The sequence below is a fragment of the Streptomyces sp. NPDC057010 genome (assembly GCF_042673805.1).
GTDB lineage: Bacteria > Actinomycetota > Actinomycetes > Streptomycetales > Streptomycetaceae > Streptomyces.
In genome coordinates, this window is sequence record NZ_JBHUSC010000005.1 from 284,579 (window position 1) to 306,602 (window position 22,024).

24 protein-coding genes are annotated in these 22,024 nt (G+C 72.6%); 8 read left to right on the forward strand and 16 right to left on the reverse strand.

What is annotated here, in order from left to right; genetic code table 11:
• Window positions 1-40: 40 nt before the first annotated feature.
• Window positions 41-544 carry a hypothetical protein gene (locus ACFTXQ_RS08855; RefSeq protein ID WP_382637274.1) on the reverse strand — a complete coding sequence of 168 codons (504 nt, stop codon included), beginning with the start codon at window positions 542-544 and terminating at the stop codon, window positions 41-43.
• A gap of 197 nt (window positions 545-741) precedes the next feature.
• Between ACFTXQ_RS08855 and ACFTXQ_RS08860 the strand changes: the two genes are divergently transcribed.
• Together ACFTXQ_RS08860 and ACFTXQ_RS08865 are read left to right on the forward strand one after the other, a co-directional pair.
• A complete protein-coding gene (locus ACFTXQ_RS08860; protein WP_382637277.1) occupies window positions 742-1,566 on the forward strand; it encodes a serine protease in 825 nt (274 codons plus the stop codon).
• A 116-nt stretch (window positions 1,567-1,682) separates the two neighbouring features.
• Window positions 1,683-2,057: a toxin Doc gene (locus ACFTXQ_RS08865; RefSeq protein WP_382637279.1), complete on the forward strand. Its 375-nt coding sequence runs from the start codon at window positions 1,683-1,685 to the stop codon at window positions 2,055-2,057.
• Window positions 2,058-2,069: 12 nt separating this feature from the next.
• Here ACFTXQ_RS08865 and ACFTXQ_RS08870 read toward each other — a convergent pair whose 3' ends face one another.
• The 10 genes from ACFTXQ_RS08870 to ACFTXQ_RS08915 form a co-directional block, all read right to left on the reverse strand.
• Window positions 2,070-2,459: a hypothetical protein gene (locus tag ACFTXQ_RS08870; protein ID WP_382637281.1), complete on the reverse strand. Its 390-nt coding sequence runs from the start codon at window positions 2,457-2,459 to the stop codon at window positions 2,070-2,072.
• A 315-nt stretch (window positions 2,460-2,774) separates the two neighbouring features.
• Window positions 2,775-3,692 carry a MurR/RpiR family transcriptional regulator gene (locus tag ACFTXQ_RS08875; RefSeq protein ID WP_382637283.1) on the reverse strand — a complete coding sequence of 306 codons (918 nt, stop codon included), beginning with the start codon at window positions 3,690-3,692 and terminating at the stop codon, window positions 2,775-2,777.
• A 64-nt stretch (window positions 3,693-3,756) separates the two neighbouring features.
• Window positions 3,757-4,389 (reverse strand): NADPH-dependent FMN reductase, encoded by a 633-nt coding sequence (locus ACFTXQ_RS08880; RefSeq protein ID WP_382637409.1) that lies wholly within the window; start codon window positions 4,387-4,389, stop codon window positions 3,757-3,759.
• A 183-nt stretch (window positions 4,390-4,572) separates the two neighbouring features.
• Window positions 4,573-4,914 carry a TcmI family type II polyketide cyclase gene (locus ACFTXQ_RS08885; protein ID WP_382637286.1) on the reverse strand — a complete coding sequence of 114 codons (342 nt, stop codon included), beginning with the start codon at window positions 4,912-4,914 and terminating at the stop codon, window positions 4,573-4,575.
• Window positions 4,915-4,935: 21 nt separating this feature from the next.
• Window positions 4,936-5,415: an SRPBCC family protein gene (locus ACFTXQ_RS08890; protein WP_382637288.1), complete on the reverse strand. Its 480-nt coding sequence runs from the start codon at window positions 5,413-5,415 to the stop codon at window positions 4,936-4,938.
• A gap of 1 nt (window position 5,416) precedes the next feature.
• A complete protein-coding gene (locus tag ACFTXQ_RS08895) occupies window positions 5,417-5,671 on the reverse strand; it encodes an acyl carrier protein (protein ID WP_382637291.1) in 255 nt (84 codons plus the stop codon).
• A gap of 60 nt (window positions 5,672-5,731) precedes the next feature.
• Window positions 5,732-6,970, reverse strand: coding sequence for a beta-ketoacyl synthase N-terminal-like domain-containing protein (locus ACFTXQ_RS08900; protein ID WP_382637294.1), 1,239 nt, complete (start codon window positions 6,968-6,970; stop codon window positions 5,732-5,734).
• The gene (locus ACFTXQ_RS08905) at window positions 6,967-8,238 is read right to left on the reverse strand and encodes a beta-ketoacyl-[acyl-carrier-protein] synthase family protein (protein ID WP_382637297.1); all 1,272 of its coding nucleotides are present in this window, start codon (window positions 8,236-8,238) and stop codon (window positions 6,967-6,969) included. The genes ACFTXQ_RS08900 and ACFTXQ_RS08905 overlap by 4 nt, the downstream gene beginning before the upstream one ends.
• On the reverse strand, window positions 8,235-8,678 hold the full coding sequence (locus ACFTXQ_RS08910) for a cupin domain-containing protein (protein WP_382637299.1): 444 nt from the start codon (window positions 8,676-8,678) through the stop codon (window positions 8,235-8,237). The genes ACFTXQ_RS08905 and ACFTXQ_RS08910 overlap by 4 nt, the downstream gene beginning before the upstream one ends.
• A gap of 62 nt (window positions 8,679-8,740) precedes the next feature.
• Entirely contained in the window at window positions 8,741-9,838 is a 1,098-nt protein-coding gene (locus tag ACFTXQ_RS08915; protein ID WP_382637302.1) for a SchA/CurD-like domain-containing protein, read from the reverse strand.
• 279 nt (window positions 9,839-10,117) lie between these two features.
• Between ACFTXQ_RS08915 and ACFTXQ_RS08920 the strand changes: the two genes are divergently transcribed.
• A complete protein-coding gene (locus ACFTXQ_RS08920; protein WP_382637304.1) occupies window positions 10,118-11,755 on the forward strand; it encodes an FAD-dependent oxidoreductase in 1,638 nt (545 codons plus the stop codon).
• An 86-nt stretch (window positions 11,756-11,841) separates the two neighbouring features.
• On the opposite strand, the gene ACFTXQ_RS08925 is transcribed toward ACFTXQ_RS08920, so the two are convergent.
• Window positions 11,842-12,054, reverse strand: a complete 213-nt coding sequence (locus ACFTXQ_RS08925; RefSeq protein ID WP_382637309.1) for an acyl-CoA carboxylase epsilon subunit — start codon at window positions 12,052-12,054, stop codon at window positions 11,842-11,844.
• Window positions 12,055-12,320: 266 nt separating this feature from the next.
• Between ACFTXQ_RS08925 and ACFTXQ_RS08930 the strand changes: the two genes are divergently transcribed.
• Window positions 12,321-12,542: a hypothetical protein gene (locus ACFTXQ_RS08930; RefSeq protein WP_382637312.1), complete on the forward strand. Its 222-nt coding sequence runs from the start codon at window positions 12,321-12,323 to the stop codon at window positions 12,540-12,542.
• Between the two features lie 180 nt (window positions 12,543-12,722).
• On the forward strand, window positions 12,723-14,159 hold the full coding sequence (locus ACFTXQ_RS08935) for a glycoside hydrolase family 16 protein (RefSeq protein ID WP_382637315.1): 1,437 nt from the start codon (window positions 12,723-12,725) through the stop codon (window positions 14,157-14,159).
• 57 nt (window positions 14,160-14,216) lie between these two features.
• Here ACFTXQ_RS08935 and ACFTXQ_RS08940 read toward each other — a convergent pair whose 3' ends face one another.
• A complete protein-coding gene (locus tag ACFTXQ_RS08940; protein ID WP_382637318.1) occupies window positions 14,217-14,972 on the reverse strand; it encodes a CAP domain-containing protein in 756 nt (251 codons plus the stop codon).
• Between the two features lie 473 nt (window positions 14,973-15,445).
• On the opposite strand from ACFTXQ_RS08940, the gene ACFTXQ_RS08945 reads away from it, so the two are divergent.
• Window positions 15,446-16,489 carry a LacI family DNA-binding transcriptional regulator gene (locus tag ACFTXQ_RS08945; RefSeq protein ID WP_382637321.1) on the forward strand — a complete coding sequence of 348 codons (1,044 nt, stop codon included), beginning with the start codon at window positions 15,446-15,448 and terminating at the stop codon, window positions 16,487-16,489.
• A gap of 95 nt (window positions 16,490-16,584) precedes the next feature.
• On the opposite strand, the gene ACFTXQ_RS08950 is transcribed toward ACFTXQ_RS08945, so the two are convergent.
• Complete coding sequence (locus tag ACFTXQ_RS08950) at window positions 16,585-17,253, reverse strand: DUF4360 domain-containing protein (RefSeq protein WP_382637323.1); 669 nt, start codon at window positions 17,251-17,253, stop codon at window positions 16,585-16,587.
• 177 nt (window positions 17,254-17,430) lie between these two features.
• Here ACFTXQ_RS08950 and ACFTXQ_RS08955 point away from each other — a divergent pair, with 177 nt between their 5' ends.
• Complete coding sequence (locus tag ACFTXQ_RS08955; protein WP_382637325.1) at window positions 17,431-19,296, forward strand: galactose oxidase-like domain-containing protein; 1,866 nt, start codon at window positions 17,431-17,433, stop codon at window positions 19,294-19,296.
• Between the two features lie 15 nt (window positions 19,297-19,311).
• On the opposite strand, the gene ACFTXQ_RS08960 is transcribed toward ACFTXQ_RS08955, so the two are convergent.
• On the reverse strand, window positions 19,312-19,890 hold the full coding sequence (locus ACFTXQ_RS08960) for a HutD family protein (protein WP_382637328.1): 579 nt from the start codon (window positions 19,888-19,890) through the stop codon (window positions 19,312-19,314).
• Complete coding sequence (locus ACFTXQ_RS08965; protein ID WP_382637330.1) at window positions 19,887-20,336, reverse strand: MarR family winged helix-turn-helix transcriptional regulator; 450 nt, start codon at window positions 20,334-20,336, stop codon at window positions 19,887-19,889. The genes ACFTXQ_RS08960 and ACFTXQ_RS08965 overlap by 4 nt, the downstream gene beginning before the upstream one ends.
• A 145-nt stretch (window positions 20,337-20,481) precedes the next feature.
• On the opposite strand from ACFTXQ_RS08965, the gene ACFTXQ_RS08970 reads away from it, so the two are divergent.
• Complete coding sequence (locus tag ACFTXQ_RS08970; protein ID WP_382637332.1) at window positions 20,482-21,999, forward strand: MFS transporter; 1,518 nt, start codon at window positions 20,482-20,484, stop codon at window positions 21,997-21,999.
• The last annotated feature ends 25 nt before the right edge of the window (window positions 22,000-22,024 follow it).

Below are 22,024 nucleotides of genomic sequence, written 5' to 3' on the forward strand. Positions count from 1 at the left end.
CCAGCCTCGCCCCGGCGGCCGGACCCGGCATCCCGGGCGCTCACGGGGTGCGGCCGGCCGCCGGGGCGGGGACGCGGAACGTCGAGGGATCGGGGTAGGTCGCCCGCTCGGCGTGCAGGACCTCCTCCATCTCGGCCTTGAAGGCGGGGTCGAAGAGGTCGACGTCGAGCAGCAGCCGCAGCCCGCGCAGGGTCGGGTCGAGCAGCGGGCGGGCCATGCGGGAGCCGCCGGCGCGGATCGCGGGGAAGCCCGTCCGCACCGTCTCGGCCCTCCCGCCGAGGCGGTCGTCGAGGCCCGCGGTGGCGTAGCCCGCGATCAGCGCGAGCTCGGTGAGGAACCTGCGGGCCCCGAGGGCCATCTCCTCGGCGCCCTGGAGGGTCTGCACGGAGCCGCCCGCCACGTTGAAGTCCTCGCTCGTGCGCCTGGGGCCGCGCGCCTCATAGACGGCGAGGGCCTCGTCGAAGAGCCGGCCCGCCTCGTCGACCGCCCTCATGGCCGTCACCAGCCGGTCGATGTCGATGCCGATGCCGATCTCGCGCTCCACGCTGCCTCCCGGGTCCGATCCGTTCTGGACAGACCGTAGGAGGCAATGGCTCCGCTACGGAACACCCGTGCGGTGGCGAGATCTTCACGGTTCCCGACTCCCCACGCCCCCTTGCGAGTTGAGACAAGGGTTCTCGACAATGCGCATGACAACCGAAGGATCTTCGGTCGCATTTGTCCTCAGAGGGGAACCCCCACATGAACAAGCCTCTCGCCGGCGCCTTATTCTCCCTGCTCCTCGTGGGAGCGGCGGCCGCCCCGGCCGTGGCCGCACCGGCCGCACCGGCCGTCGCGGTCACCTACGCGGGTACCGTGGCGCTCAGCAACTGCTCCGGCTCCGTCGTCCGCGCCCCCGCCTCACAGCCGAACGACCCCGCGCTCGTACTGTCCAACGGCCACTGCCTGGAGACCGGGTTCCCGGCGGCCGGCGAGGTCGTCAAGGACCAGCCGTCCAGCCGCTCCTTCTCCCTGCTCAACGCGTCCGGCTCGAAGGTCGGGACGCTGCGGGCGAGCAAGGTCTCGTACGCGACGATGACCGACACCGACGTGTCGATCTACCAGCTGACCAAGACGTACGCGCAGATCCAGAGCCAGTACGGCATCACCGCGCTCACCCTCAACGACGCCCGCCCCACCCAGGGTTCGTCGATCAAGGTGGTCTCGGGCTACTGGAAGCGCACCTACAGCTGCAGCGTCGACGGCTTCGCCTACCGCCTCAAGGAGGGTGAGTGGACCTGGAAGGACTCGGTCCGCTACACCTCGTCCTGCAACACCATCGGCGGCACCTCGGGTTCGCCGGTGATCGACACGACGACCGGCAAGGTCGTCGCCGTCAACAACACCGGCAACGAGGACGGCGGCCGGTGCACGGACAACAACCCGTGCGAGGTGGACGAGAGCGGCAACGTGACGGTCCGCCAGGGCATCAACTACGCGCAGGAGACCTACATCATCGTCCCCTGCATAGCCCCCGGCAACAAGATCGACCTGAGCCGCGCGGGCTGCGCCCTGCCGAAGCCCTGAGGCGTGTCCGCCGCCCGGCCCCCCACGGGCCGGGCGGCGGCCGCCGGACCGCACCGGCCGGACCGCACCGGCCGAACCGCCCACGGTCCGGGCCCCGGACAGGGATACTCGGACGCGTGGAACTGCTCATCGATCACCGCTGGCTGCTGGAGCGGCAGGAGGCGCTGTTCAAGGACGTGGAGGTGGCCGACCACTCCGCGCTGGTCGCCGCCGTGGCCCGGCACCGGGTGAACACGCCCAGCCTGGACGTGGACAGCCCCGACGCCTACTGGCGCGCGGCCGCCCTGCTCGAGGCGATCGTCCTGCTGCGCCCGCTTCCCGACGCCAACGAGTACTTCGGCTACGGGGTCGCCGTCGCGTACATCGAGGCCTCCGGCAAGACGGTGGAGGCCTCGTACGAGCAGTGGCGCGACCTCGTCACCGACATCCGCACGCTCCGTGCGACCGTCTTCGACGTGGCCGACCGGCTGCGCTCCTGGCAGCCCGCGTAGCGCCGCGCCGCCTCAGCGCTTGCGCGGGGCGGGGGTGGTGCCCACCAGGAGCGCGTCGCTGACGAGCCGCGCGCCGCGCGCCAGGCGCCCCAGCTGTTCGAGCTCCACCGCGTACATCCTGATCGTGTTCTCTATGACGGACTCGGCGACGCCCATCATCGGCAGTTCGGCCCGGCTGGTCTGGAGGGCCACCCGGACCGCGCGCATCTCGTGCTGCAACTGGAGCTGCACGTGCCGCGCCAGGAGGGCGTGGTGACGGGTCAGGGTCAGGTAGCCGCCGTAGCGGGCCGGGAGCAGGTCCCGCAGCCAGCGGGTGGCCGTGCGTTCCCAGTCGTGGGTCCCGGGCGCCTTGACCTGCAAGGGCCAGTCCGGGCTGCGCGTGATGGTGGCCGTCTGGGGCATTCTCGTCACTTCCGAGTGGTGTCGAACTCTGATCGAGACGTTGCTGTGGGCGGCCTCGGCCCAGGGGTTGACCGAGGCCGCCAGGGGCGCTCTGCGGGATCCGAAAGCCTGGACTCGACACGCTGTCGCGACGTGAGGAGGTTCGTCGCGCCGCGTGTGTGTTCGGGAGGGCATGGGGTCGCTCTCCTTGGCATCTGGTGGATCCGGAACGCCGCCGTCAGTAAACATATATACCGTCGAGTAAGCAAGCGCATGAAAAATTTCATGCATGCCGCAGGCTGAATATCCCCCGTGGGACATCGGGAGGAATACGCCCTACAGGAAGAAACCGTGCTGGTCGGCGACCTGCTCGTAGTCCTCGAGGCGCGCCTGCGTCCGCTCCGGGTCCGCGTCGGCCATGGCCTGAAGCAGTGCCGCGGAGAGCATTCCGGGTGCCGCGTAGGAATCGAAGACCAGCCGTGACCCGGTCCCCGCCGTCAGGGTCACGTCCGCCTCGTCCACGAGCGGTCCCAACGTGGGATCCGTGATCAGGACGACGCGCAGCCCCGTGCTGCGGGCGGCCCGGATGGCGGCCAGGGTCTCCTTGGCGTGCCGGGGCATGGCGAACGCCAGGACCCACGTCCCGCCGGCCGCCCGGGACTGGAGCAGGGCGTCGTAGGCGACGCTGCCGCCGCGGGTCACCAGCCGCACGTCGGGGTGGATGCGCCGGGCCGCGTACGCGAAGTACTCGGCCAGGGAGACCGAGATGCGCAGCCCGAGCACGGTCAGGGGCACCGAGGCGGCCAGCTCGCGGCCGATGTCCAGCACCTGGTTGGTGTCGGCGAGGAGCCGGCGCACGTTCTCCAGGTTCTCGATCTCGGCGTCGACGGCCGCCTGGAGCTCGTTGCGGCGGATCTGCTCACGGGAGTCGGGGGATCCGGCGACGGCGCTCAGCGCGATCGGCTGGAGCACGTCGCGCAGGGCCGGGTAGCCGCTGAACCCGAGGGAGGCGGCGAACCGGGTCACGGAGGGCTGGCTGACGCCGACCCGCTCGGCGAGCTCGGTGATCGAGAGGAACGCGGCCTCGGTGAGGTGGTCGATCAGGTACTGGGCGATGCGGCGCTGGCCCGGGGAGAGGCGCCGGCCGTCGAAGAGCGCGAGGAGCCGGTCGGCCGGAGGGCGGACCTGCTCGGACGACTGGCCGCTCGGCGTGATCGCAGCCGCCTGTGCGCGTGCCTGCTGACCCGATGACACCGGAGGGCCTCCTTCTCATGTCACTCGGGATCAAACATAGCTCACGCCCCGTGGCCGACGAAGATCAGTCCTGGGCGCGCGAGGTCACCGGGGCGTCGGTCTGATCGCCGAGGAACTCGTACCAGCGGCGCTGGAGGCACAGGTAGCGGGTGTCCGCCTCGACGAGGTCGAGGAAGGAGCCGATGGTCTCGCTCAGCCGGTCCCCCAGGCCGTGGTCGGTGAGCGAGCCGTCCTCCCCGAAGGCGTGGTGGGCGCCGGCGAGGCTGAACATGTCGGGGTAGACCCGGGCCCCGAGGTGTTCGAGCGGGACGCGCAGGGCCCACAGGCCGCGGTTGCCTCCGACCATCGACGGCGACGCCGAGACCAGCAGGGTCTGCTGGTCCTTGAAGGGCTGCGGCCGCACGCGGGAGACCCAGTCGATGGCGTTCTTCACCACGCCCGGGACGGAGGCGTTGTACTCGGGCGAGGCGATCACCAGCGCCTGGGCCGCCTCGATCCGCTCACACAGGGCCACCGCGCCCTTCGGCAGCCCCTCGTCGGCCTCCGCGTCGCCGTCGTAGGGCGGCATGGGGAAGTCGCCGAGCGCCGCCGGGTCCGCGATCGCCCCGGCCCTGACCACCAGGCGCGCGACGAGCGCGGCCAGGCGGGCGTTGACGGAGCCGGTGCGGGAGGACCCGGACAGGACGAACACGCGCAGGGTGGAACGGGCGCTCCCGCCGTCGTGCGGGCGGGCGGGGTCCGCGGGGAAGGTCTCGTGGTCGGTCGGGTTCATGCCGTCTCCTGGTGTCGGGGCTGGGGGCCGGGCACCCCCTGAGGTGCCGGCTGCTCACGCGGCGGGACCCGCACACGCGGTGTGCGGGTCCCGTCCGGGCCGCCGGGGTCACTTCGCGGGGGGCTTCTCCCAGCGGTAGAACTCGTGGGCCATGGCGTCCTTCGGACTGCGCCAGGTCTCGGGGTTGTGCGGGCTGATGTAGGCGGTGAGGCGCTCGCTGAGGTCCCGGAACTCCGGGTGGTCGGTGACCTTCGCGATGGCCGGGCCGGGGGGCCGGTCCGACTCGATCAGGTGCATGTACACGTCGCCGAACTGGAAGAGGCTGCGCCGGGTGACGCCGACCAGGTGCGGGAGTTCGCCCGCGTCCGAGCTGGCGAACAGTTTCGCGATGTCCGGGGCCGATTCCGGCGCCATCCGGGCGACGATGAGAGCGCGGTGCGGGGTGTGCATCCGGGGTGCTTGCCTTTCGTTTCAGACGCGGCTGGCGGCGGGGGTGCGGTTCTCGCGTTCGCGCTGCTCGATCTTGTCGCGGATGAGCGCCATCTGGATCGGGGAGTTGCGGTTGATGTTGTCGGTCATCCACGCGTCGTCGACCGGGGCGTCCGGCTTCATCGCGAAGTCCTGGGTCCACTTCATCCGGGTGCCGCCCGGAACCTTGAAGTACTGCCAGTGGATGTCCATGTGCGCGAACGGGCCGGTCTCCACGCGCCGGGCACGGACCGTGAGGCTCTTGCGGTCCACGGTGCGCTCCGAGACCCAGCTCCACACCTTGCCGTTCTCGTCGGGGTGCATGGTGAGGCGGAAGCGGGTGGTGTCGCCCTGCCGGTCGAGGATCTCCAGCGACGCGTATTCGCTGAAGAGCTGGGGCCAGTTGGGGAGGTCGTTGGTCATCTCCCACACGACGTCCACGGGCGCGTTGACCGTGATCTCGTTCTCGGTGTGTCCTGGCATGTCACGCTCCTGTCATGAGGCTGTTGTTGACGAGGTCGAGGAACTCGTTGGGGGTCTTGCAGCGGTCGGCATCGGTGGGCAGCGCCCGGCCGCGCCGGTTCTCCAGCTCCCCGACGATGCCGAGCAGGCCCAGCGAGTCGAGGCCGTAGTCGTCGAAGGCCGAGTCGGGCCGGCTCGCCAGCTCGCCGGGGTCGACGGTGATGCCGGCGGTCTTCATCAGGGCCGCCAGCTCCTCCAGGGTCAGTCGGTCGGTCATGTGCGTTCTCTCTTCCTACGAGGGGACCGTGCGGGTCCTGACGTGTCCTGACGCGTCCCGCTACCGGGGCGCCGAGGCGCCCTTGCGCAGGACGAGCGCGGCGTTGGAGCCCATCCGTCCGCGGCTCAGCACGAGCGCGGTGCGCAGCTCCGCGGGGCGGGCGTCGCCGGTCACCACGTCGAGGTCGTGGCAGACGTCGAAGACGTTGGGGGTCGGCGGGACCATGCCGTGCTCCAGCGCCAGGACCGCGGCCGCGGTGTCCAGGGCGGGCGCCGCGCAGTACGCCCTGCCAGTACCGGTCTTGGGGGCCGTGACCGGCACCTTGTGCCCGTGGGTGCCGAGGGCGTCGGCGATGGCCGCCGCCTCGGCCGCGTCGGCCTCGGCCGTGCCCAGGGCGTCCGCGAAGACCACGTCGACCTCCTCGGGTGCGCAGCCGGCTTCCCGGAGGGCGCCGCGGACCGCGTGGGCCAGTCCCTCGCCGTAGGGGTCCGGCCGCTGCGTGCCGCTGAAGGTCGCGGCGTGGCCGGCCAGTACGGCGCGGACCGGGGCGCCGCGCCGGCGGGCCGCCGCCTCGTCCTCGACGACGAACATCGCGCCGCCCTCGGCGGGCACGTATCCGCAGGCGTCGGCGGTGAACGGCCGGTAGGCGCGCTCGGGGTCGTCCCGGGTGCTCAGGCCTTCGTACTCCAGCTGGCAGACGATGGAGTACGGGGCCAGGGGCGCCTCCGTCGCCCCGACCAGCATCGCCCGGCTGCCCTGCCGGATCGCCCGGACCGCGTGCGCGAAGGCGTCCAGCCCGCCCGCCTCGTCGCTGGCGACGACCCCGCAGGGGCCCTTGAGGCCGCGGCGGATGGAGATCTGCCCGGTGCTCGCGGCGTAGAACCAGGCGATGGACTGGTACGGGCCCACGTAGCGCGGCCCCTGGTCCCAGAGGTGTTGCAGCTCGCGCTGACCGAACTCGCCGCCGCCGGAGCCGGCCGCTGTGACCACGCCGAAGGAGAAGGGGTCGTCCGCGTAGTCGGCCTGCCCGAGGCGGGCGTCCTCCAGGGCGAGGTCGGCCGCGGCGAGGGCGTGGTGGGTGAAGCGGTCCGTCTGGACGAGGAAGCGGTCCTCGACCATGGCGCCGGGGTCGAAGCCCCGGACCTCGCCCGCGACCCGCAGCGGCAGGTGCTCGCAGCCCGCGCGGGTGACCCGGTCGAGCACGCTCAGGCCGGACTGGGTGGCCTTCCAGAAGGCTTCGGCGCCGACGCCGTTGGGCGCGACGACCCCGATGCCCGTGATGACCGTACGGCTGGTCACGAGACCTCCTCCTTCGGCCGGGTCATGACCACGGCGGACTGGAACCCGCCGAAGCCGCTGCCGACCGAGAGCACGTTGCGCAGCTTGCGGCCGCGGGCGGTGCGGGGCACGTAGTCCAGGTCGCACTCGGGGTCGGGCGTCTCGTAGTTCGCCGTCGGCGGTACGACCTGATGGGTCATGGCGAGCACGCAGGCCGCCAGTTCGATCGCCCCGATGGCGCCGAGGGAGTGACCCACCATGGACTTGATGGAGGTCATCGGCGTCTTGTAGGCGTGGTCGCCCAGGACCCGCTTGACCGCCGCCGTCTCGTGGCGGTCGTTCTGCTTGGTTCCCGAGCCGTGCGCGTTGACGTAGTCGATCTCGTCGGCGGTGGTCCGGGCCTGGGCCAGGGCGGTTTCGATGGCCCGGGCCATCTCCAGGCCCTCGGCGGTCAGCCCGGTCATGTGGTGGGCGTTGCCGAAGGTGGCGTAGCCGCCGATCTCGCAGTAGACGGTCGCCCCGCGGGCGCGGGCGCGTTCCAGCTCTTCGAGTACCAGGACGGCGCCGCCTTCGCCGAGGACGAAGCCGTCCCGGTCGGCGTCGAACGGCCGGGAGGCGTGGGCCGGGTCGTCGTTGTTGGGGGAGGTCGCCTTGATGGCGTCGAAGCAGGCCACCGTGATCGGCGATATGGGCGAGTCGGAGGCGCCCGCGATGCACACGTCCATCCGGCCCTCGGCTATGGAGTGCACGGCGTACCCGATGGCGTCGAGTCCCGAGGTGCAGCCGGTGGACACGGTCTGGACCGGGCCGCGCGCCCCGGTCTCCTCCGCGACGGCGGAGGCGAGGGTGGCGGGCGTGAACGCCCGGTGCAGGTAGGGCCCGGCGAACTTGTGGTCCACGTCCCACCAGGCGCCGGACTGGCTCACGGCGACGTAGTCGTGCTCCAGGCGGGTGGTGCCGCCGACGGCGGTGCCGAGGGAGACGCCGGTCCGCCAGGCCTCTTCCGTGGTGAGGTCGAGTCCGGCGTCGAGCAGGGCCTCGCGTGCGGCGACCAGGGCGAACTGGATGTACCGGTCCGCCCGGGCCGTCTCCCCCGCGCCGAGGCCGTGCGCGGCGGGGTCGAAGTCGACCTCGGCGGCTATCCGGGAGCGGAAGCCGGCCGGGTCGAAGAGGGTGATGCCGCGCGTCGCCGTACGGCCGTTGGACAGCAGGTCCCAGAAGGCCGAGACGCCGATCCCGCCGGGTGCGACGACCCCGACCCCGGTGACGGCCACCCGGCGGCGGGTCACGAGACCGCTCCTGTGCGGTCCGGGGGCTGCGCCCAGGCGGTGCTCTCCGGGTGCGGGGCCTCCTCGGTGTCGACGTGGCCGAGTTCGGGGCGGGGGGCGAGGGGGCCGAGGTGGAAGACCATGCGGGCCTCGGTGTCGCCGATGTTGCGGAACCGGTGGCGCACGTTGAGCGGGACCAGCAGTCCCTGGTCGACGCGCAGCGGGTGGGACTCGCCGTCGAGGTCGACCTCCAGCCGGCCGGCGACCACGTAGACGAACTCCTCGGAGTACGGGTGGTAGTGCTCGGCGATGGACTCCCCGGGAGCCATGATCGCCATGCCCATGAAGCCGCTGGTGGAGCCCACCGAGGTCGGGGTGAGCACGGCCCTGAGGTCGCCGCCGCGCCGACGGTTGGGCGGCGTCTCGCTGAGGTCGACGATGCGTGGGCGCTGTCTGGTCATGGCGGGGTCCTCCTGGCGTGTGGGGAGCCTGGACGGGGCTGGGGGGTGGGGGCGGAGAGGGGTCAGGACTGCGCGGGTGCCCGGCGGTCGGTGATCAGGTTCATGGTGTGGTGCGCGGCGTGGACGCGCTCGCCGTGCTCGGCCATCAGGCGTCCGAGCACGGCCGCCTTGCGCGGGCCGTGGACACCGAAGGTGGTCTCGGGCTCGGCGTCGAACGGGCCGCGCACATCGATCAGGCGGACGACGATGTCGTCGCGCTGGAAGATGCTGCTGCTCCGAACGGGGCTGGCGGGCCGGTCGGCCGCGGCCTCGTCCTGGCGTGCCAGGAACCGGGCGAGCGCCGTGCCGCAGCCGGGCTTGGCCGGGTAGAAGAGCGCGTGCCGCTGCACGTCGGCGGACTCGGGTTCCGGTGCGGCGATGTGGTGGACGGCCGGGACCGCGGCGCGCATGAAGAACATCCGCGCGGATTCCGGGTCGTTGAGGTCCCGGTCCTGTTCCAGGTAGGGGTTGATGGCCTCTTCGACGGCGCGCACCTCGGGCTGTTCGGAGACGTGCCGCAGGGCCGCCATCAGGTCGCCCTGGACCTCCACGGTCCGTACGACGCGGTTGCCGTGCATGAACAGCGAGGTGCGGCACAGCCGGGTGTGGTCGTCGACGCGGGCCGCCGGGGAGGCGTAGCTGGAGAGGATGGACGCGACCTGCTTCTCGCTGCCCGGTTTGACGGTGAAGGTGAGGGCGTGGCGGACGATGCCCTCGCCCAGCCGGGGTGCGTGCTGGAGCCGCGCGGTGGCCGGCCGCGCCGCCTGGTCGTAGCCGCGTCCGGTTTCGCGCAGGACGGTGAACTTGAGCGGGCGCATGGCGCGGGCACAGGCGCCCAGCGGCTTGACCTGCTCCGCGTGGTGCTCGCTGTTGACCCAGGCGAGGTACTGCGGGGCGCTCTCCCACTCGCTGGTGATGAGCCACTGCGACGGGTTCTCGAAGGACTGGCACAGCTGGTCGCTGATGTGGCCCGGGACCGACGCGATGTCGTTGCGGAGCTTTTCGTACGCCTCGAAGAACTGCTGCTGGGTTCCCTCGTGGAGGTCCATCAGCAGGACGACCCGGAGCATGGAGCCGTCGAAGGCTGACTGCGACACCCGTTCGGACAGGGTGGTTGTCATCTACTCACTCCTTCATGAGGGGGTGGAGATCCATCGCGTACGGACCCCTCGTCCGTCACCGGTGGCGTCCGCCCGGGCCGGCGGCCGGTCGTCTCGGTCGGGAACGGCGGGGCCGGCGCATCTGGGGGGAGCCGCTGTCGCTCATCGTCATCTGGGTGCGGACGTACCGCTACATGTCCGGATCAAGCGGGTGACAACCGGCGAATCATCCGGGCCTGATGGACGATCGGGGGCATAAAGAGTCCACTCCCCCACACAGAAAACAGGAGCCCGCAGCTGATGGAAGACAACGCCGATGTTCGCGTACCGGTTCTCGTCGTGGGCGGCTCCCTCGTGGGCCTGTCCACCTCGCTTTTCCTGAGCCGCCACGGAGTGAGGCACCTTCTGGTCGAGAAGCACTCCGGTACCTCCCCGCACCCGCGCGGCCGCGGCATCAACGCCCGGACCATGGAGCTCTTCCGCACGGCGGGGGCCGAACGGGCGATCCGCCATGCGGCGTCCGCGCTGGAGGGCGTTCAGGGCATTCTGCAGGCCAGGTCACTGACCGAAGGCGACCAGACGTGGCTGATCAAGTCGGTGGACCCGTCCGGGGCGCTGCGCAAGTTCAGCCCGACCGGCTGGTGCCTGTGCAGCCAGAACAACATCGAGCCGGTACTGGCCGCGCAGAGCCGCGCTCAGGGGGCCGACATCCGGTTCTCCAGCGAACTCATGAACTTCGACCAGGACGCGACGGGGGTGACGGCCCTGGTCAAGAACCGCGAGACGGGCGAGCACACCACCGTGCGGGCCGACTTCCTGATCGCCGCAGACGGTCCGCGCAGCCCCGTGAGGGAGCTGCTGGGCATCCCCCAGACGGGTAACGGCGAGCTGTTCCACAACGTGAGCGTCACCTTCCGCTCGGAGCGGCTCATCGACGTGCTGGGCGATCTGCGCTTCATCGTCTGCTACCTGATGCGGCCGGGAGCGGACGGCGCGCTGCTTCCGGTGGACAACGCGACGCAGTGGGTCTTCCACGCCCCCTGGCACCCGGACCGGGGCGAGACCCTGGAGGACTTCACCGACGAGCGGTGCGTGGAACAGATCCGCAACGCCATCGGAGTGCCCGACCTGGACGTCGAGATCGGCGGCAAGGCTCCCTGGCACGCCGCCGAAAGGGTGGCGGAGCGCTACTCGTCCGGCCGCCGGGTGTTCCTCGCGGGTGACGCGGCCCACGAGATGTCCCCGACCGGAGCCTTCGGTTCCAATACGGGCATCCAGGACGCGCACAACCTGGCCTGGAAGATCGCCGCAGTGCTGGACGGGGCGGCCGGCCTCGAACTGCTCGACACCTACGAGGCCGAGCGGCTGCCGGTCGCCAAGGCCACGAGCGAGCGGGCCTCGGCCCGTTCGGCGGAGCACAGCCACCCGGGGTACGCTCCGCCGCCCACGATGGGCGGCGGACCGGGCAGCGGGGTGCTGCCCACGGCCATGGGCTACTGCTACCCGCGCGGCGCGGTCGTCGGCGGCGACCCGGACCGGCCGATCATCCCCCAGGCGATGCGCCTGATGGGTGACACCGGCACCCGGGCCCCGCACATGTGGCTGCTGAGGGCCGGTGAGCGGATCTCCGCCCTGGACCTGTACGAGCGCTCGTTCGTGCTCCTCAGCGGCGCCGGGACACCGTGGCGGGAGGCGGCCGAACGGGTGGCCGAGCAGCTGCCGGCCGTCCGGCTGGACGCCTACGCCATCGGCTCAGGGCCGGACGCCGACCTGCTCCAGGAGAGGGGCGCCGACTGGGCCGAGGTGCACGCGACGGACCCAGCGGGCGCGGTGCTCGTACGGCCCGACGGGTTCGTGGCATGGCGCTCCGAGGGGGCCGTGGCCGACCCCCGGGCGGCGCTGCTCGAGGTCCTCTCCACGGTGCTCCACCGGAAGTGAGCCCTTCGCTCCCCCTCCCGCCGGCCGTGCGCGCGGCCGGCGGCAGGGCCTCAGAGACGGACCGGGCGACGGGCCCGGCGGCGGGCTCAGCGGCAGGCCCAGCAGCCCGCCCAACAGCCGGCGGGGGGCGGGGCGGCGCGCCGGCGGCCGGGCCGCGGACCGCCCTTCGCCGCCTCGGGGGCCCCGGCGGTGCGGCGCGCGCAACACGCCACCACGACCGCGATCGCAGCCACTTCCTCGGGTGCGGCCAGACCCTTCTCGACACGCAGCAGGCTCGATATCGGTACGTCGTTCTGCATCGGCACGGCCTCTCGTACGGGGGCTGCGCGTGCGCCCTGCCGCGGCGCGGGGGATCGACCGTCCCGGCGCCCGCGCGGGCTGCGCTCGGGTGGCTCGGCGCGCTCCTGGGGCGTGTGCCGCGGATGCGCACCGGCCGGCGGATTCCCTTCGGACCACCGGGAATCCTGACGCGACCGACGCTACAAGCGCGCGGCGGAACCGGCACGTTGGGCGCCGGCGGGCGCCCGCGCCCCCGCCCGGCCGCGGCGCTGCCACCGGGTCGGCCGTGACCGGCCGCGAGGCCCTGCTCTGCCGGGGCTGCGCGGGCCGGCTGTACGCGGTGTGCACCACCGACGGCGGCGGCCGCGGGAGCAGGGTCGGCGAGTGGGAGGTCGACCACGAGATGCCGACCACGTGCCCGCTCGCCGGGCTGCTGCCGCTCACCGGGAGGGCGGCCTCGGTGTACGAACTGCCCGGCGCGGAGGAGGTCATCGGCCGGCCGAACTGAACACGGCGGACTGGGCCGCACGGGTGAGCGTTCAACGTGTGAACTCCCTTGGCCCGTCGGCCCGTTGCCCGGTTCCATCTCTTGACGCCCGCAGGGGCGGGGAGCACAGTGTCCAGCGGCGCGGCTTGAGAGCGCTCTCAAGCGGTGCACTCCCCCGACTCCCCGGCCGAGAGGGCCCCCATGCGTGAGACATCCGGCAGGAAACGTCCGACCGCCGTCCGAAAGGCCGTGACCGCCGCGCTCGGCACGATCGCCGTGGTCGCGGCCGCCGCCGCGGCCGTCGTCCCGCCCGCGAGCGCCGCGGCTCCCCCCGCCCCGTCCGGCTGGTCCCAGGTGTTCCTGGACGACTTCAACGGGGCCGCGGGCTCCGGTGTGAACACCGTCGACTGGCAGTACACCACCGGCACGAGCTACCCGGGCGGCCCGGGCGGCTTCGGCACCGGCGAGATCGAGACGATGACCGCCGACCCCGCCAACGTCTCCCTCGACGGGGCGGGCAACCTGCGCATCACCCCGCGGCGCGACGCCGCCGGGAACTGGACCTCCGGCCGGGTGGAGACCCGCCGTTCCGACTTCCAGCCCCCGGCGGGCGGCACCCTGCGCACCGAGGCCCGCATCCAGATGCCGAACGTCACCGGCGCCGCGGCCAAGGGCTATTGGCCCGCGTTCTGGATGCTCGGCGCCCCGTACCGCGGCAACTGGTGGAACTGGCCCGGCATCGGCGAGCTCGACATCATGGAGAACGTCCAGGGCATCAACAACGTCTGGGCCACCATGCACTGCGGCACGAGCCCGGGCGGCCCCTGCAACGAGACCTCGGGCATAGGCGGCCAGCGCGTCTGCCCCGGCACCAGCTGCCAGGGCGGGTTCCACACCTACGCCGTCGAGTGGGACCGGTCGGCCGCCGTCGAGCAGATGCGCTTCTCCGTCGACGGGACCGTTTACCACACCGTACGGGCCGATCAGGTGGACGCCGCGACGTGGACGAACGCCACGAACCACGGCTACTTCATCATCCTCAACGTGGCCATGGGCGGCGGGTTCCCGGACGCCTTCGGCGGGGGCCCCGACGCGGGCACCGAGCCCGGCCACCCGATGGTCGTCGACTACGTGTCCGTCCTGCGCTCGACCGGAGGCACGACCCCGCCGACGACACCGCCCACGACGCCGCCCACCACTCCTCCGACGACCCCGCCGGCAGGGCGGCGCGACGCGTACTCCGCGATCCAGGCCGAGTCCTACGACGGCCAGAGCGGCGTGGTGAAGGAGGCCACCTCGGACACCGGCGGCGGCCAGGACCTCGGCGCGATCGGCAACGGCGACTGGGCCCTCTACCGGGGCGTCGACTTCGGCTCCACCGCGGCGCGGCAGTTCCACGGGCGCGTCGCCTCCGGCGCGGCCGGCGGCGTCAGCGGACTCGTCGAGGTACGGCTGGACGGCCCCACCGGCGCGCCGGTGGGCAGCTTCTCCGTCGCGAACACCGGCGGCTGGCAGAGCTGGCGGACGGTCCCCGCCAACATCAGTGGGGTCACGGGCGTCCACGACGTGTACCTGATCTTCAGCAGCGGCCAGGGCGCCGACTTCGTCAACGTCAACTGGTTCGACTTCGGCCACTGAACCGTGGGCCGTACGGGGCACGCCGCGGCGGCGCGCCCCGTACTCCCCGGCGGCGGGTCAGCGAGCCGCGCCGAAGTCCTGCGTCCAGTACTGGCCGGGCTGTGCGAGGCCGATGCCGATCTCCTTGAAGGAGCAGTTGAGGATGTTGGCCCGGTGGCCCGGGCTGTTCATCCACCCCTCCATGACCTTGGCGGCCGTGCTGTAGCCGTACGCGACGTTCTCGCCGTACGTCTGCCACGCGTACCCGGCGCGGGTGATGCGCTGGCCCGGGTCGGAGCCGTCCGAGCCGGTGTGGGACATGGTGTTGTGTGCGGCCATGTCGGCACTGTGGTCCTGTGCGGCCTTGGTGAGCTTCGCGTTGACGGTCAGCGCCGGGCACCCGGCGGCAGCGCGCTCCTGGTTGACGAGCGCGAGGACCTCGGCGGCGGCGCCGGTCGGGGCGGGCGCCGACGCGGTGGGCGCGGACGTCGTGACCGGCGGCTTCACCGGCTTCGGCTGCGGCTTCGGCTGCGCGGGCCGGGGCGCCGGCGGGGGCGTCTCGGTGACCGGCGGAGCGACGGGCGCGGTGGGCTCGACGGGCGCCGGCGGGACCTCGGCCGGGACCGGGGACGTCACGGGCTGCTGCGAGCCCGGGAGCCCGAGGGGGGTTCCGCGCCAGGGGTTGCCTTCGTGCCGGGCGGCGGCGGGCCGGCCGGAACCGGACTCGTGCCCGTCGAAGCACGCCATGGCGGCGGTGGGCACGCCCACGATCGCCAGCGCTCCGACGGCGACGGCTATCTTCCGGCGATGCGTCTTCTTACGGTGCTTCCTCATGCGTGACCTCACTCGGTGATCGCGAAGCTCCCGACGCCGGACCCGCGGGGCGCCGGAGGAGCCGCCATTCTGAGAAGCCCGGCGGCGACCTGGCAAGCCGCCACTACTAAGGCGCATAGGAGTGCCGGGCCGGCGCTTGAATCGGCCCGAAGATCGTGCATCCCTCCGCCCCTGCCGTCCCGCGGCGCCCCTGACGCCACACCAGAACCGTCCTCCATCAGCAGCGTTGAGGGGCGCGAAACCAGAGACTCCGGTTCCGTTTCCGTCGGAGTACGGCATGTCCTCGCCAAACAGACAAAAAGCGGAAATGTCGACCGCTCGACGATCACCCCGCCCCCCGTCGTATCGACACCCACGACGTGACGCATGTCACGGTTTCCGGGTCGCCCGGCACCGCCCCGCGCCTCCGGGCGGACGGGATACCCTGCTGCCCCGGCCGGGCGACCGGTCGCGGACACCCAGGAGGAGCGCCCGTGCCCGTACAGCGTCCCGGGAACCGCCCCACCCTGGAGGCGGTGGCGGAGCGCGCCGGGGTGTCGCGGGCCACCGTGTCCCGCGTCGTCAACGGCGGTGACGGGGTCCGCGCGCACCTGGTGGACAAGGTGCGCGAAGCCGTCCGGGACCTCGGGTACGTGCCGAACCCCGCGGCCCGCACCCTGGTCACCCGGCGCACCGGCGCCGTGGCGGTGATCATCGCCGAGCCGGAGGACCGGATCTTCTCCGACCCCTTCTTCTCCCGCCAGATCCGCGGCATCAGCAAGGAACTGACCGCGCACGACACCCAGTTGGTGCTGCTGCTGGTGGAGGACCGCGGGGACTACGACCGCATCGGGCGCTACCTGGCGGGCGGCCACGTGGACGGCGCGCTCGCCTTCTCCCTGCACACCGACGACCCGCTGCCCGCGATCGCGCGCCGGCTCGCCGTGCCCACGGTCTACGGCGGACGGCCGGGCTGGACCGCCGCGCCCGGTGAGCCCGACGGCGTGCCGTACGTGGACGCGGACAACCGCGGCGGGGCGCGCGCGGCCGTCCGGTACCTGCTGGAGCGGGGTCGCGGGCGGATCGCGCACATCGCCGGCCCGCTCGACCAGACCTCGGCGGCCGACCGGCTCAGCGGCTACCGGGACGTACTGCCCGGGGCCGATCCCGCGCTGGTCGCGGAGGGGGACTTCACCGTGGCGGGCGGGGCCCGCGCGATGGCCGAACTGCTGGAGCGCCGTGCCGGCATCGACGCGGTGTTCGCCGCGAACGACCTGATGGCCACCGGGGCACTGCGGGTGCTGCGGGAGGCGGGCCGGGCGGTGCCGGCGGAGGTGGCGGTGGTGGGCTTCGACGACGCCGAGCCGGTGGCCGAGAGCGCCGATCCGCCGCTGACGACCGTACGCCAGGACATCGAGGGCATGGGCCGGCTGATGGCGCGGCTGCTCCTGGAGATCCTGGGCGGGGAGCGGGGCGAGGGGTCCGCGGCCTCTCCGGTGATCACCGCCACGGAGCTGGTCCGCCGCGCGTCCGCCTGAAGTCGGGGCCCGGCCGCACGGCGTGGGGGCGCGGACAGCCGGACGCGCCGGGGCCCGTGGCGAGGGCCCCGGCGCGCCGGGTTGCCGATCCCGGTTCAGCCCCGCACGGGGCACTGCTTCCAGGAGAAGTGGTACACGCTGTTGATGCTGCCGTCCGTGGAGTCGAGCGCCATGAAACTGGTCTTGTCCGGGTCGGAGGTTCCGATCTCGGTGCGCAGTTCGGTGTTGATGTTGAAGTTGCGCTGTTCGCCGCAGGGGGCGAAGACGAGGGCCTGGACGCCGGTGGTGTCGGTCGCCTGCCAGTTGTCGTCGAGCGCGCCCGTGAACTTGTGGGTGCGCTGGGCGGTCTGGCTCATGCCCTGGAAGTAGTAGCTGGCCTTCTGGGTGCCGATGGCACCCTCCTGCAGGCTGCCGAAGCCACGGTAGTCGGCCTTGGCCACGGCATAGGTGAAGCCCTGGGGGACGTGCACGACGAGGGAGAGCTGACAGTTCTTGCGGCCTTCGGTGGCGGGTACGCCGCCGCCGGCCTGGGCCAGGTACTCGCTGTAGGTGACGGTGAAGGCGGTGTTGTCCGGGGAGACGGCGACGGCCGCGCTGCCTGGGCGGCAGCCCGATCCGTTGACGGAGGCGACGTCCACGGTCACCTGGTCGGAGGGAGCCTTGGCGGCGGGAGCCGAGGCGATGGCCCCGGCCGAGGGGGAGAGCGTGACGAGAGCTGCGGTCACGGCGGCTGCGGTGAATCCGGTACGGAGCGACTTGATCACGTGGACATGGATAGCCGCCGGCGGCGGCTCCGGGCGGTCGACGGGTACGCGGACTCACCTCGATGGCCGCAGGAGTTCACCGCAGAAACGTTTATTCGCCACATATGGGACGCCCGAATGGCCCCACCTCGCGTCACATCAACGGCGATTGATCCCTTTTCTCCTAATATCGGCGCAATGAGGAGACCCCTGCCCCGCGCCCATCGGTCCGCCGTCGTCTCGGCATGGATGATCGCCGCCGCCGTGGCCCTCGCGGCGGTGAGCCCCGCCCCGGCCCTCGCCGGCGTCCCGCGCACCGCGGGCCACCACACCGGTCCCGTCGGCGGGCCTGAGCCGAAGGCCGGCGAGGCCGGCGAGGCCGCCGTGATCGGCGAGGCCCACGCCCGGGTGCACGCACGGCTCCGGGAGGCCGCCAAGGGCACCCAGTCCTATCCGCAGGCGAAGCGCACCGCGAGCCTGGCCGCACTGCGGGAGTCCCAGCTCAAGACCAACGCCGGTCTGTCGGCCGCCGAGTCCGGCCGGTTCACGGAGTTCTTCCCCTCGCCCGACTTCGGCGTGCACGTGGCCCTGCTGCGGACGGGCAAGGTGCTGCTCTTCTCCTTCGAGCGCGTGGAGGCCGACCCCACCAAGGAGACCGGGCCCACCAACACGGTCGGCCGGACGAACGCGGGCCGCGCCTACCTGTGGGACCCGGCCCGGGGCACCGGCCCGCGGGCCTTCAAGAACGTGCCGCCGCCCACGGTCCTGATGCCGGACGGCAGTTACGCCCCCCGCCCGGCGCCCTTCTTCTGCGCGGGGCACTCCTACCTCCCCAACGGCATGGTCGGCGTCTTCGGCGGGAACGTCGGCGGAAAGGGCGGCAGCGGCGCCAAGCTCTCCTTCGTGTTCGACCCGTGGACGGAGCAGTGGTACCGCAACCGCGACATGGCCGTGGGCCGCTGGTACCCCTCGGCCGTGACCGGGGCGGACGGCCGCCAGATCATCATGTCCGGCCAGTCCGAACGCGGTACGGGGACCCCCACTCCGGTGGTGGAGCGCTTCCCCTCGCTGCGCCATCCCGTGCCCTGGCGCCCGTTCGACATCCCGCTGGACCTCCCCTCGCAGCGCCTCCGCGCCGACGCGCCCTTCCGCAACGACTATCCGCACCTCTTCTCGCTCCGGGACGGGATGATCTACGGGCTCGGCCGCGACGCCGACCAGCAGTGGCGGTACGACCCGGTCAAGGAGGTCCGCACCGACCTGCCGCGGCGGCCGGCCGACTTCCGGGGGTACGGCTCGGCGGTCCCGCTGCCGGCCGGGTTCCGCGGCCCGGACTCGGTGCTGGTGCTCGGCGGCGACCCGCGCGACCCGCTCACCTACCGGCTGTCCGGCGGCCGCTGGACGACCGAGGAGCCGCGCGCCTTCGGCCGGACGCAGGACGACACGCTGATCCTCCCCGACGGCACCCTGCTGACGGTCAACGGGGCCCTCGACACCCGGGACTACGGGAGCGGCCCGTTCAATCCGAAGGCCGATCCGAAGTACCGCCGGATCGAACTGCGCGACGCGCACGGGCACTGGCGGCTCGGTCCGGCGCAGCGGCTGCCGCGCGGCTACCACTCCAACGCCCTGGTCCTGCCCGACGGCCGGATGCTGGTGACCGGGGACGAGCTCCAGCAGATCGCCAACGACCCCGACATCCGGGACGGCATGGACGGCAGCATCGAGCTGTACGAGCCCGCCTACCTCCACCGGGGCCCGCGGCCCGCCCTCGACCGGGCGCCGGCCGGCGAACTCGCCTACGACGCCGCCTTCCAGGTGTCGAGTGCCACGCCGGGCCAGGTCGCACGCGCCGTGCTGCTCGCCCCGACGACGGTGACCCACTCGGTGAACACCAGCCAGCGCCACCTGGAGCTCCGGCGCACGGGCGTCCACGGCAACACGATCGGTCTGCGGACGCCGCCGAGCGCGGCCGACGCCCCGCCCGGCTACTACATGCTGTTCCTGCTCAACTCGAAGGGCGTCCCCAGCACAGCGAAGTGGGTCAAGCTCGGCGTCCGCTGACCGGGCCGCCGCCCGCTACCGGAAGCGCGCCACCGCCGCGTGCCCGGAGGTCCGCACACGCCCGGTGAAGGGGCCCGTCGCCAGGACCGCGTCGTACGGGCCCAGGGCGACGGCCGGACCCGGCGCCGCGTCGAGCTCGGCCGGGCTGCCGAGGGCGACCACCAGCAGGGTTTCGCGGGGCTCGGCGGCGAGGGTGATCCGGCCCCGTACGACGGCGGTCTCCACCTCCGCGGCGCCCCGGCGGTACATCACGTTGAAGTTCACGACGGGGCCCGACAGGAGCCGGCAGCCGGTCGGCTCGTCCCCCGCGAAGTCCTGCGGCGCGAACCGCTCGTCCACCAGCCTGCGGACACCCCCGACCGTGAGGTCCATGCCCGCGCCTTCGGCGAGGGTGAGGGTGCGGTCGATCCCCGGGAAGGCCGAGAACGGCCCGTCGGCGGCGACCTCGGCGAGGCTCGCCCGCCAGTGGAAGTCGTCCATGCCGGCGCCCTCGGGGAAGACCGCGATCTCCCGGGTGGCCCCGCCGCCGTTCTTCCACTCGCCGGCGGCGCGGTCGGCCGCCCGCAGGATCCGGAGCCCGGCGCTGCCCGTCATGCGCGGGAGGCGTCCTTCTCCATCGTGGGGCGCAGTCGCTCCAGGAGGGCGTAGAGCGTCGCGCTCTCGGTCTCGTCGAGGGTGTCGAGCGCGCCGTGCGTCGCCTGCATCTCCTCCCGTACGCGGCGGATGACCTCGCGGCCCGCGTCCGTGGCCACCACGTTCTTGACGCGGCGGTCGGCGGGGTCCGGTTCGCGGCGGACCAGCTCGCGGGCCTCCAGGCGGTCGACGATGCCGGTCACGTTCGACGCGTCGCACACCAGCAGGGTGGCGAGGCCGCGCATCGGGAGCGGGCCGTTCAGCTGGGCCAGGACCCGGGCCTGGGTGGAGGTGAGGCCGTAGTGCGCGGCGGCGGCCGCGAAGTCGCGCCACTGGGCGGTGCCGATGGCCGCGAGCAGCTCCAGCAGCTCGAGCTTGGAGGGGGCGTGCGTGGCGGTGTCGCTCATGTCTGGAGCCTACCCAGTTTGATTGACATTATCAATTGTTTACTTGACCACCTTAACTATTGAGGTCTACCTTCGGTCGAGTTACTTGATGACGTCAAACATCTGCGTCCTGAAGCTCTGAAGCACGAAGAAGGTCCTGCCAGCCATGAGCACCCCCTCCCCCGCCGCCGCCCCGGCCGCCACCGGGCAACGGAACGAGACGGTCATCGTCTTCGCCCTGAGCCTGGCCGCCATGGTCGTGTCGATGATGCAGACCCTCCCGGTCCCGATCCTGGGCCTGATCCGGAACGACCTCGGCACCTCCGCCGCCAACGTGAGCTGGGTCACCACCGCCACCCTGCTGTCGGCGGCCGTCTTCACCCCGCTGCTCGGCCGCTTCGGCGACCAGCACGGCAAGAAGCCGACGCTGGTGGCCGTGCTCGGTGTGATGGTCGCCGGATCCGTCATCGCCGCGCTGGCGACCTCGCTGCCGCTGCTGATCCTGGGCCGGGTGCTCCAGGGCGCCGCCACCGCGATCTTCCCGCTCGCCCTCTCCGTCCTGCGCGAGGAGGTCCGCCCGCAGAAGCTGCCCGGGGCCATGGCGCTGGTCAGCGGCACGCTCGCGTTCGGCAGCGGCCTCGCGCTCGTCGCGACCGGACTCCTGACCTCCGGGTCCGGAGCGGACTACCGCAACGCCTTCTGGATGGCGACGGGCTTCGCGGCCATCGCCCTGCTCGCCGTGGTCTTCCTGGTGCCCGCGACCCGCCACAAGACGGGCGGCCGCACCGACTTCCTGGGCGCGCTGACCCTCGGCATCGCCCTGCTGCTCCTCCTGCTGCCGATCTCCCAGGGCCACGAGTGGGGCTGGGCCTCCGCCCGGACGCTGGGCAGTTTCGCCGGCGCCGCCGTCATGACCGCCGTCTGGGTGCTCGTCGAGCGCAAGGTCCGCGAGCCCCTCGTCGACATGCGGATGTTCGTCCACCGCCCGGTGCTCATGGCCAACCTGGCCGGCATCCTCGTCGGCTTCGGCATGTTCGCGAACTTCCTGGGCGTCTCGTACCTCGTCCAGATGCCCGAGGCGCTCACCGGCTACGGCTTCGGCGCCTCCATCCTGCGCGCCTCCGTGCAGTTCCTGCTGCCCGGCGCGATCGTCTCGCTCCTCGCCTCCCCGATCGGCGGCCAGCTGGTCCGCCACCGGGGTCCGCGCGTGGCGCTGGGCCTGGCCGCCGCGCTCGGCGCCGTCGGCTTCGCCTGGCTCGCCCTGGACCACCAGCACACCGCGTCGGTGATCGGCGCCGGCGTGGTCGTCGGCGCGGCCGTCAGCTTCGGCTACGCCGCCATGCCCGCCGTGATCATGTCCAGCGTCCCGCACCACCAGAGCGGCATCGCCAACGGCATCAACTCGATCTCCCGCTCCACGGGCAGCGCGATCGGCTCCGCCATCGTGACCACGATCCTGGCGTCCAAGACGATCGAGCACCTGCCCGCGGGCGTTCCCCCGCTGCCGGCCGAGTCCGGGTTCACCCTCACCTTCGCGATCGGGGCCGCGGCCTTCGCGCTCGTCGCGGTGATCGGCTGGATCGGCCTGCGGGGCGGGCACGGGACCGTGGCCGCGGGCGGCCCGGCACAGCCGGCGGCCGCTGCCGGGGAAGCGGCCGCCGAGAAGGCCGACGCCGTGCGCTGACGCCCGGGGCGCCGCATGGTGGGTG

Excerpts from the sequence above, each read along its gene's own strand:
- ACFTXQ_RS08925 (WP_382637309.1), bottom strand. The coding sequence starts at position 12,054 with ATGCAGAACGACGTACCGATATCGAGCCTGCTGCGTGTCGAGAAGGGT.
- ACFTXQ_RS08870 (WP_382637281.1), bottom strand. The coding sequence starts at position 2,459 with ATGCCCCAGACGGCCACCATCACGCGCAGCCCGGACTGGCCCTTGCAG.
- ACFTXQ_RS08890 (WP_382637288.1), bottom strand. The coding sequence starts at position 5,415 with ATGCCAGGACACACCGAGAACGAGATCACGGTCAACGCGCCCGTGGAC.
- ACFTXQ_RS08965 (WP_382637330.1), bottom strand. The coding sequence starts at position 20,336 with ATGAGCGACACCGCCACGCACGCCCCCTCCAAGCTCGAGCTGCTGGAG.
- ACFTXQ_RS08910 (WP_382637299.1), bottom strand. The coding sequence starts at position 8,678 with ATGACCAGACAGCGCCCACGCATCGTCGACCTCAGCGAGACGCCGCCC.
- ACFTXQ_RS08935 (WP_382637315.1), top strand. The coding sequence starts at position 12,723 with ATGCGTGAGACATCCGGCAGGAAACGTCCGACCGCCGTCCGAAAGGCC.
- ACFTXQ_RS08920 (WP_382637304.1), top strand. The coding sequence starts at position 10,118 with ATGGAAGACAACGCCGATGTTCGCGTACCGGTTCTCGTCGTGGGCGGC.
- ACFTXQ_RS08860 (WP_382637277.1), top strand. The coding sequence starts at position 742 with ATGAACAAGCCTCTCGCCGGCGCCTTATTCTCCCTGCTCCTCGTGGGA.
- ACFTXQ_RS08895 (WP_382637291.1), bottom strand. The coding sequence starts at position 5,671 with ATGACCGACCGACTGACCCTGGAGGAGCTGGCGGCCCTGATGAAGACC.
- ACFTXQ_RS08915 (WP_382637302.1), bottom strand. The coding sequence starts at position 9,838 with ATGACAACCACCCTGTCCGAACGGGTGTCGCAGTCAGCCTTCGACGGC.
- ACFTXQ_RS08955 (WP_382637325.1), top strand. The coding sequence starts at position 17,431 with ATGAGGAGACCCCTGCCCCGCGCCCATCGGTCCGCCGTCGTCTCGGCA.
- ACFTXQ_RS08885 (WP_382637286.1), bottom strand. The coding sequence starts at position 4,914 with ATGCACACCCCGCACCGCGCTCTCATCGTCGCCCGGATGGCGCCGGAA.
- ACFTXQ_RS08960 (WP_382637328.1), bottom strand. The coding sequence starts at position 19,890 with ATGACGGGCAGCGCCGGGCTCCGGATCCTGCGGGCGGCCGACCGCGCC.
- ACFTXQ_RS08940 (WP_382637318.1), bottom strand. The coding sequence starts at position 14,972 with ATGAGGAAGCACCGTAAGAAGACGCATCGCCGGAAGATAGCCGTCGCC.
- ACFTXQ_RS08970 (WP_382637332.1), top strand. The coding sequence starts at position 20,482 with ATGAGCACCCCCTCCCCCGCCGCCGCCCCGGCCGCCACCGGGCAACGG.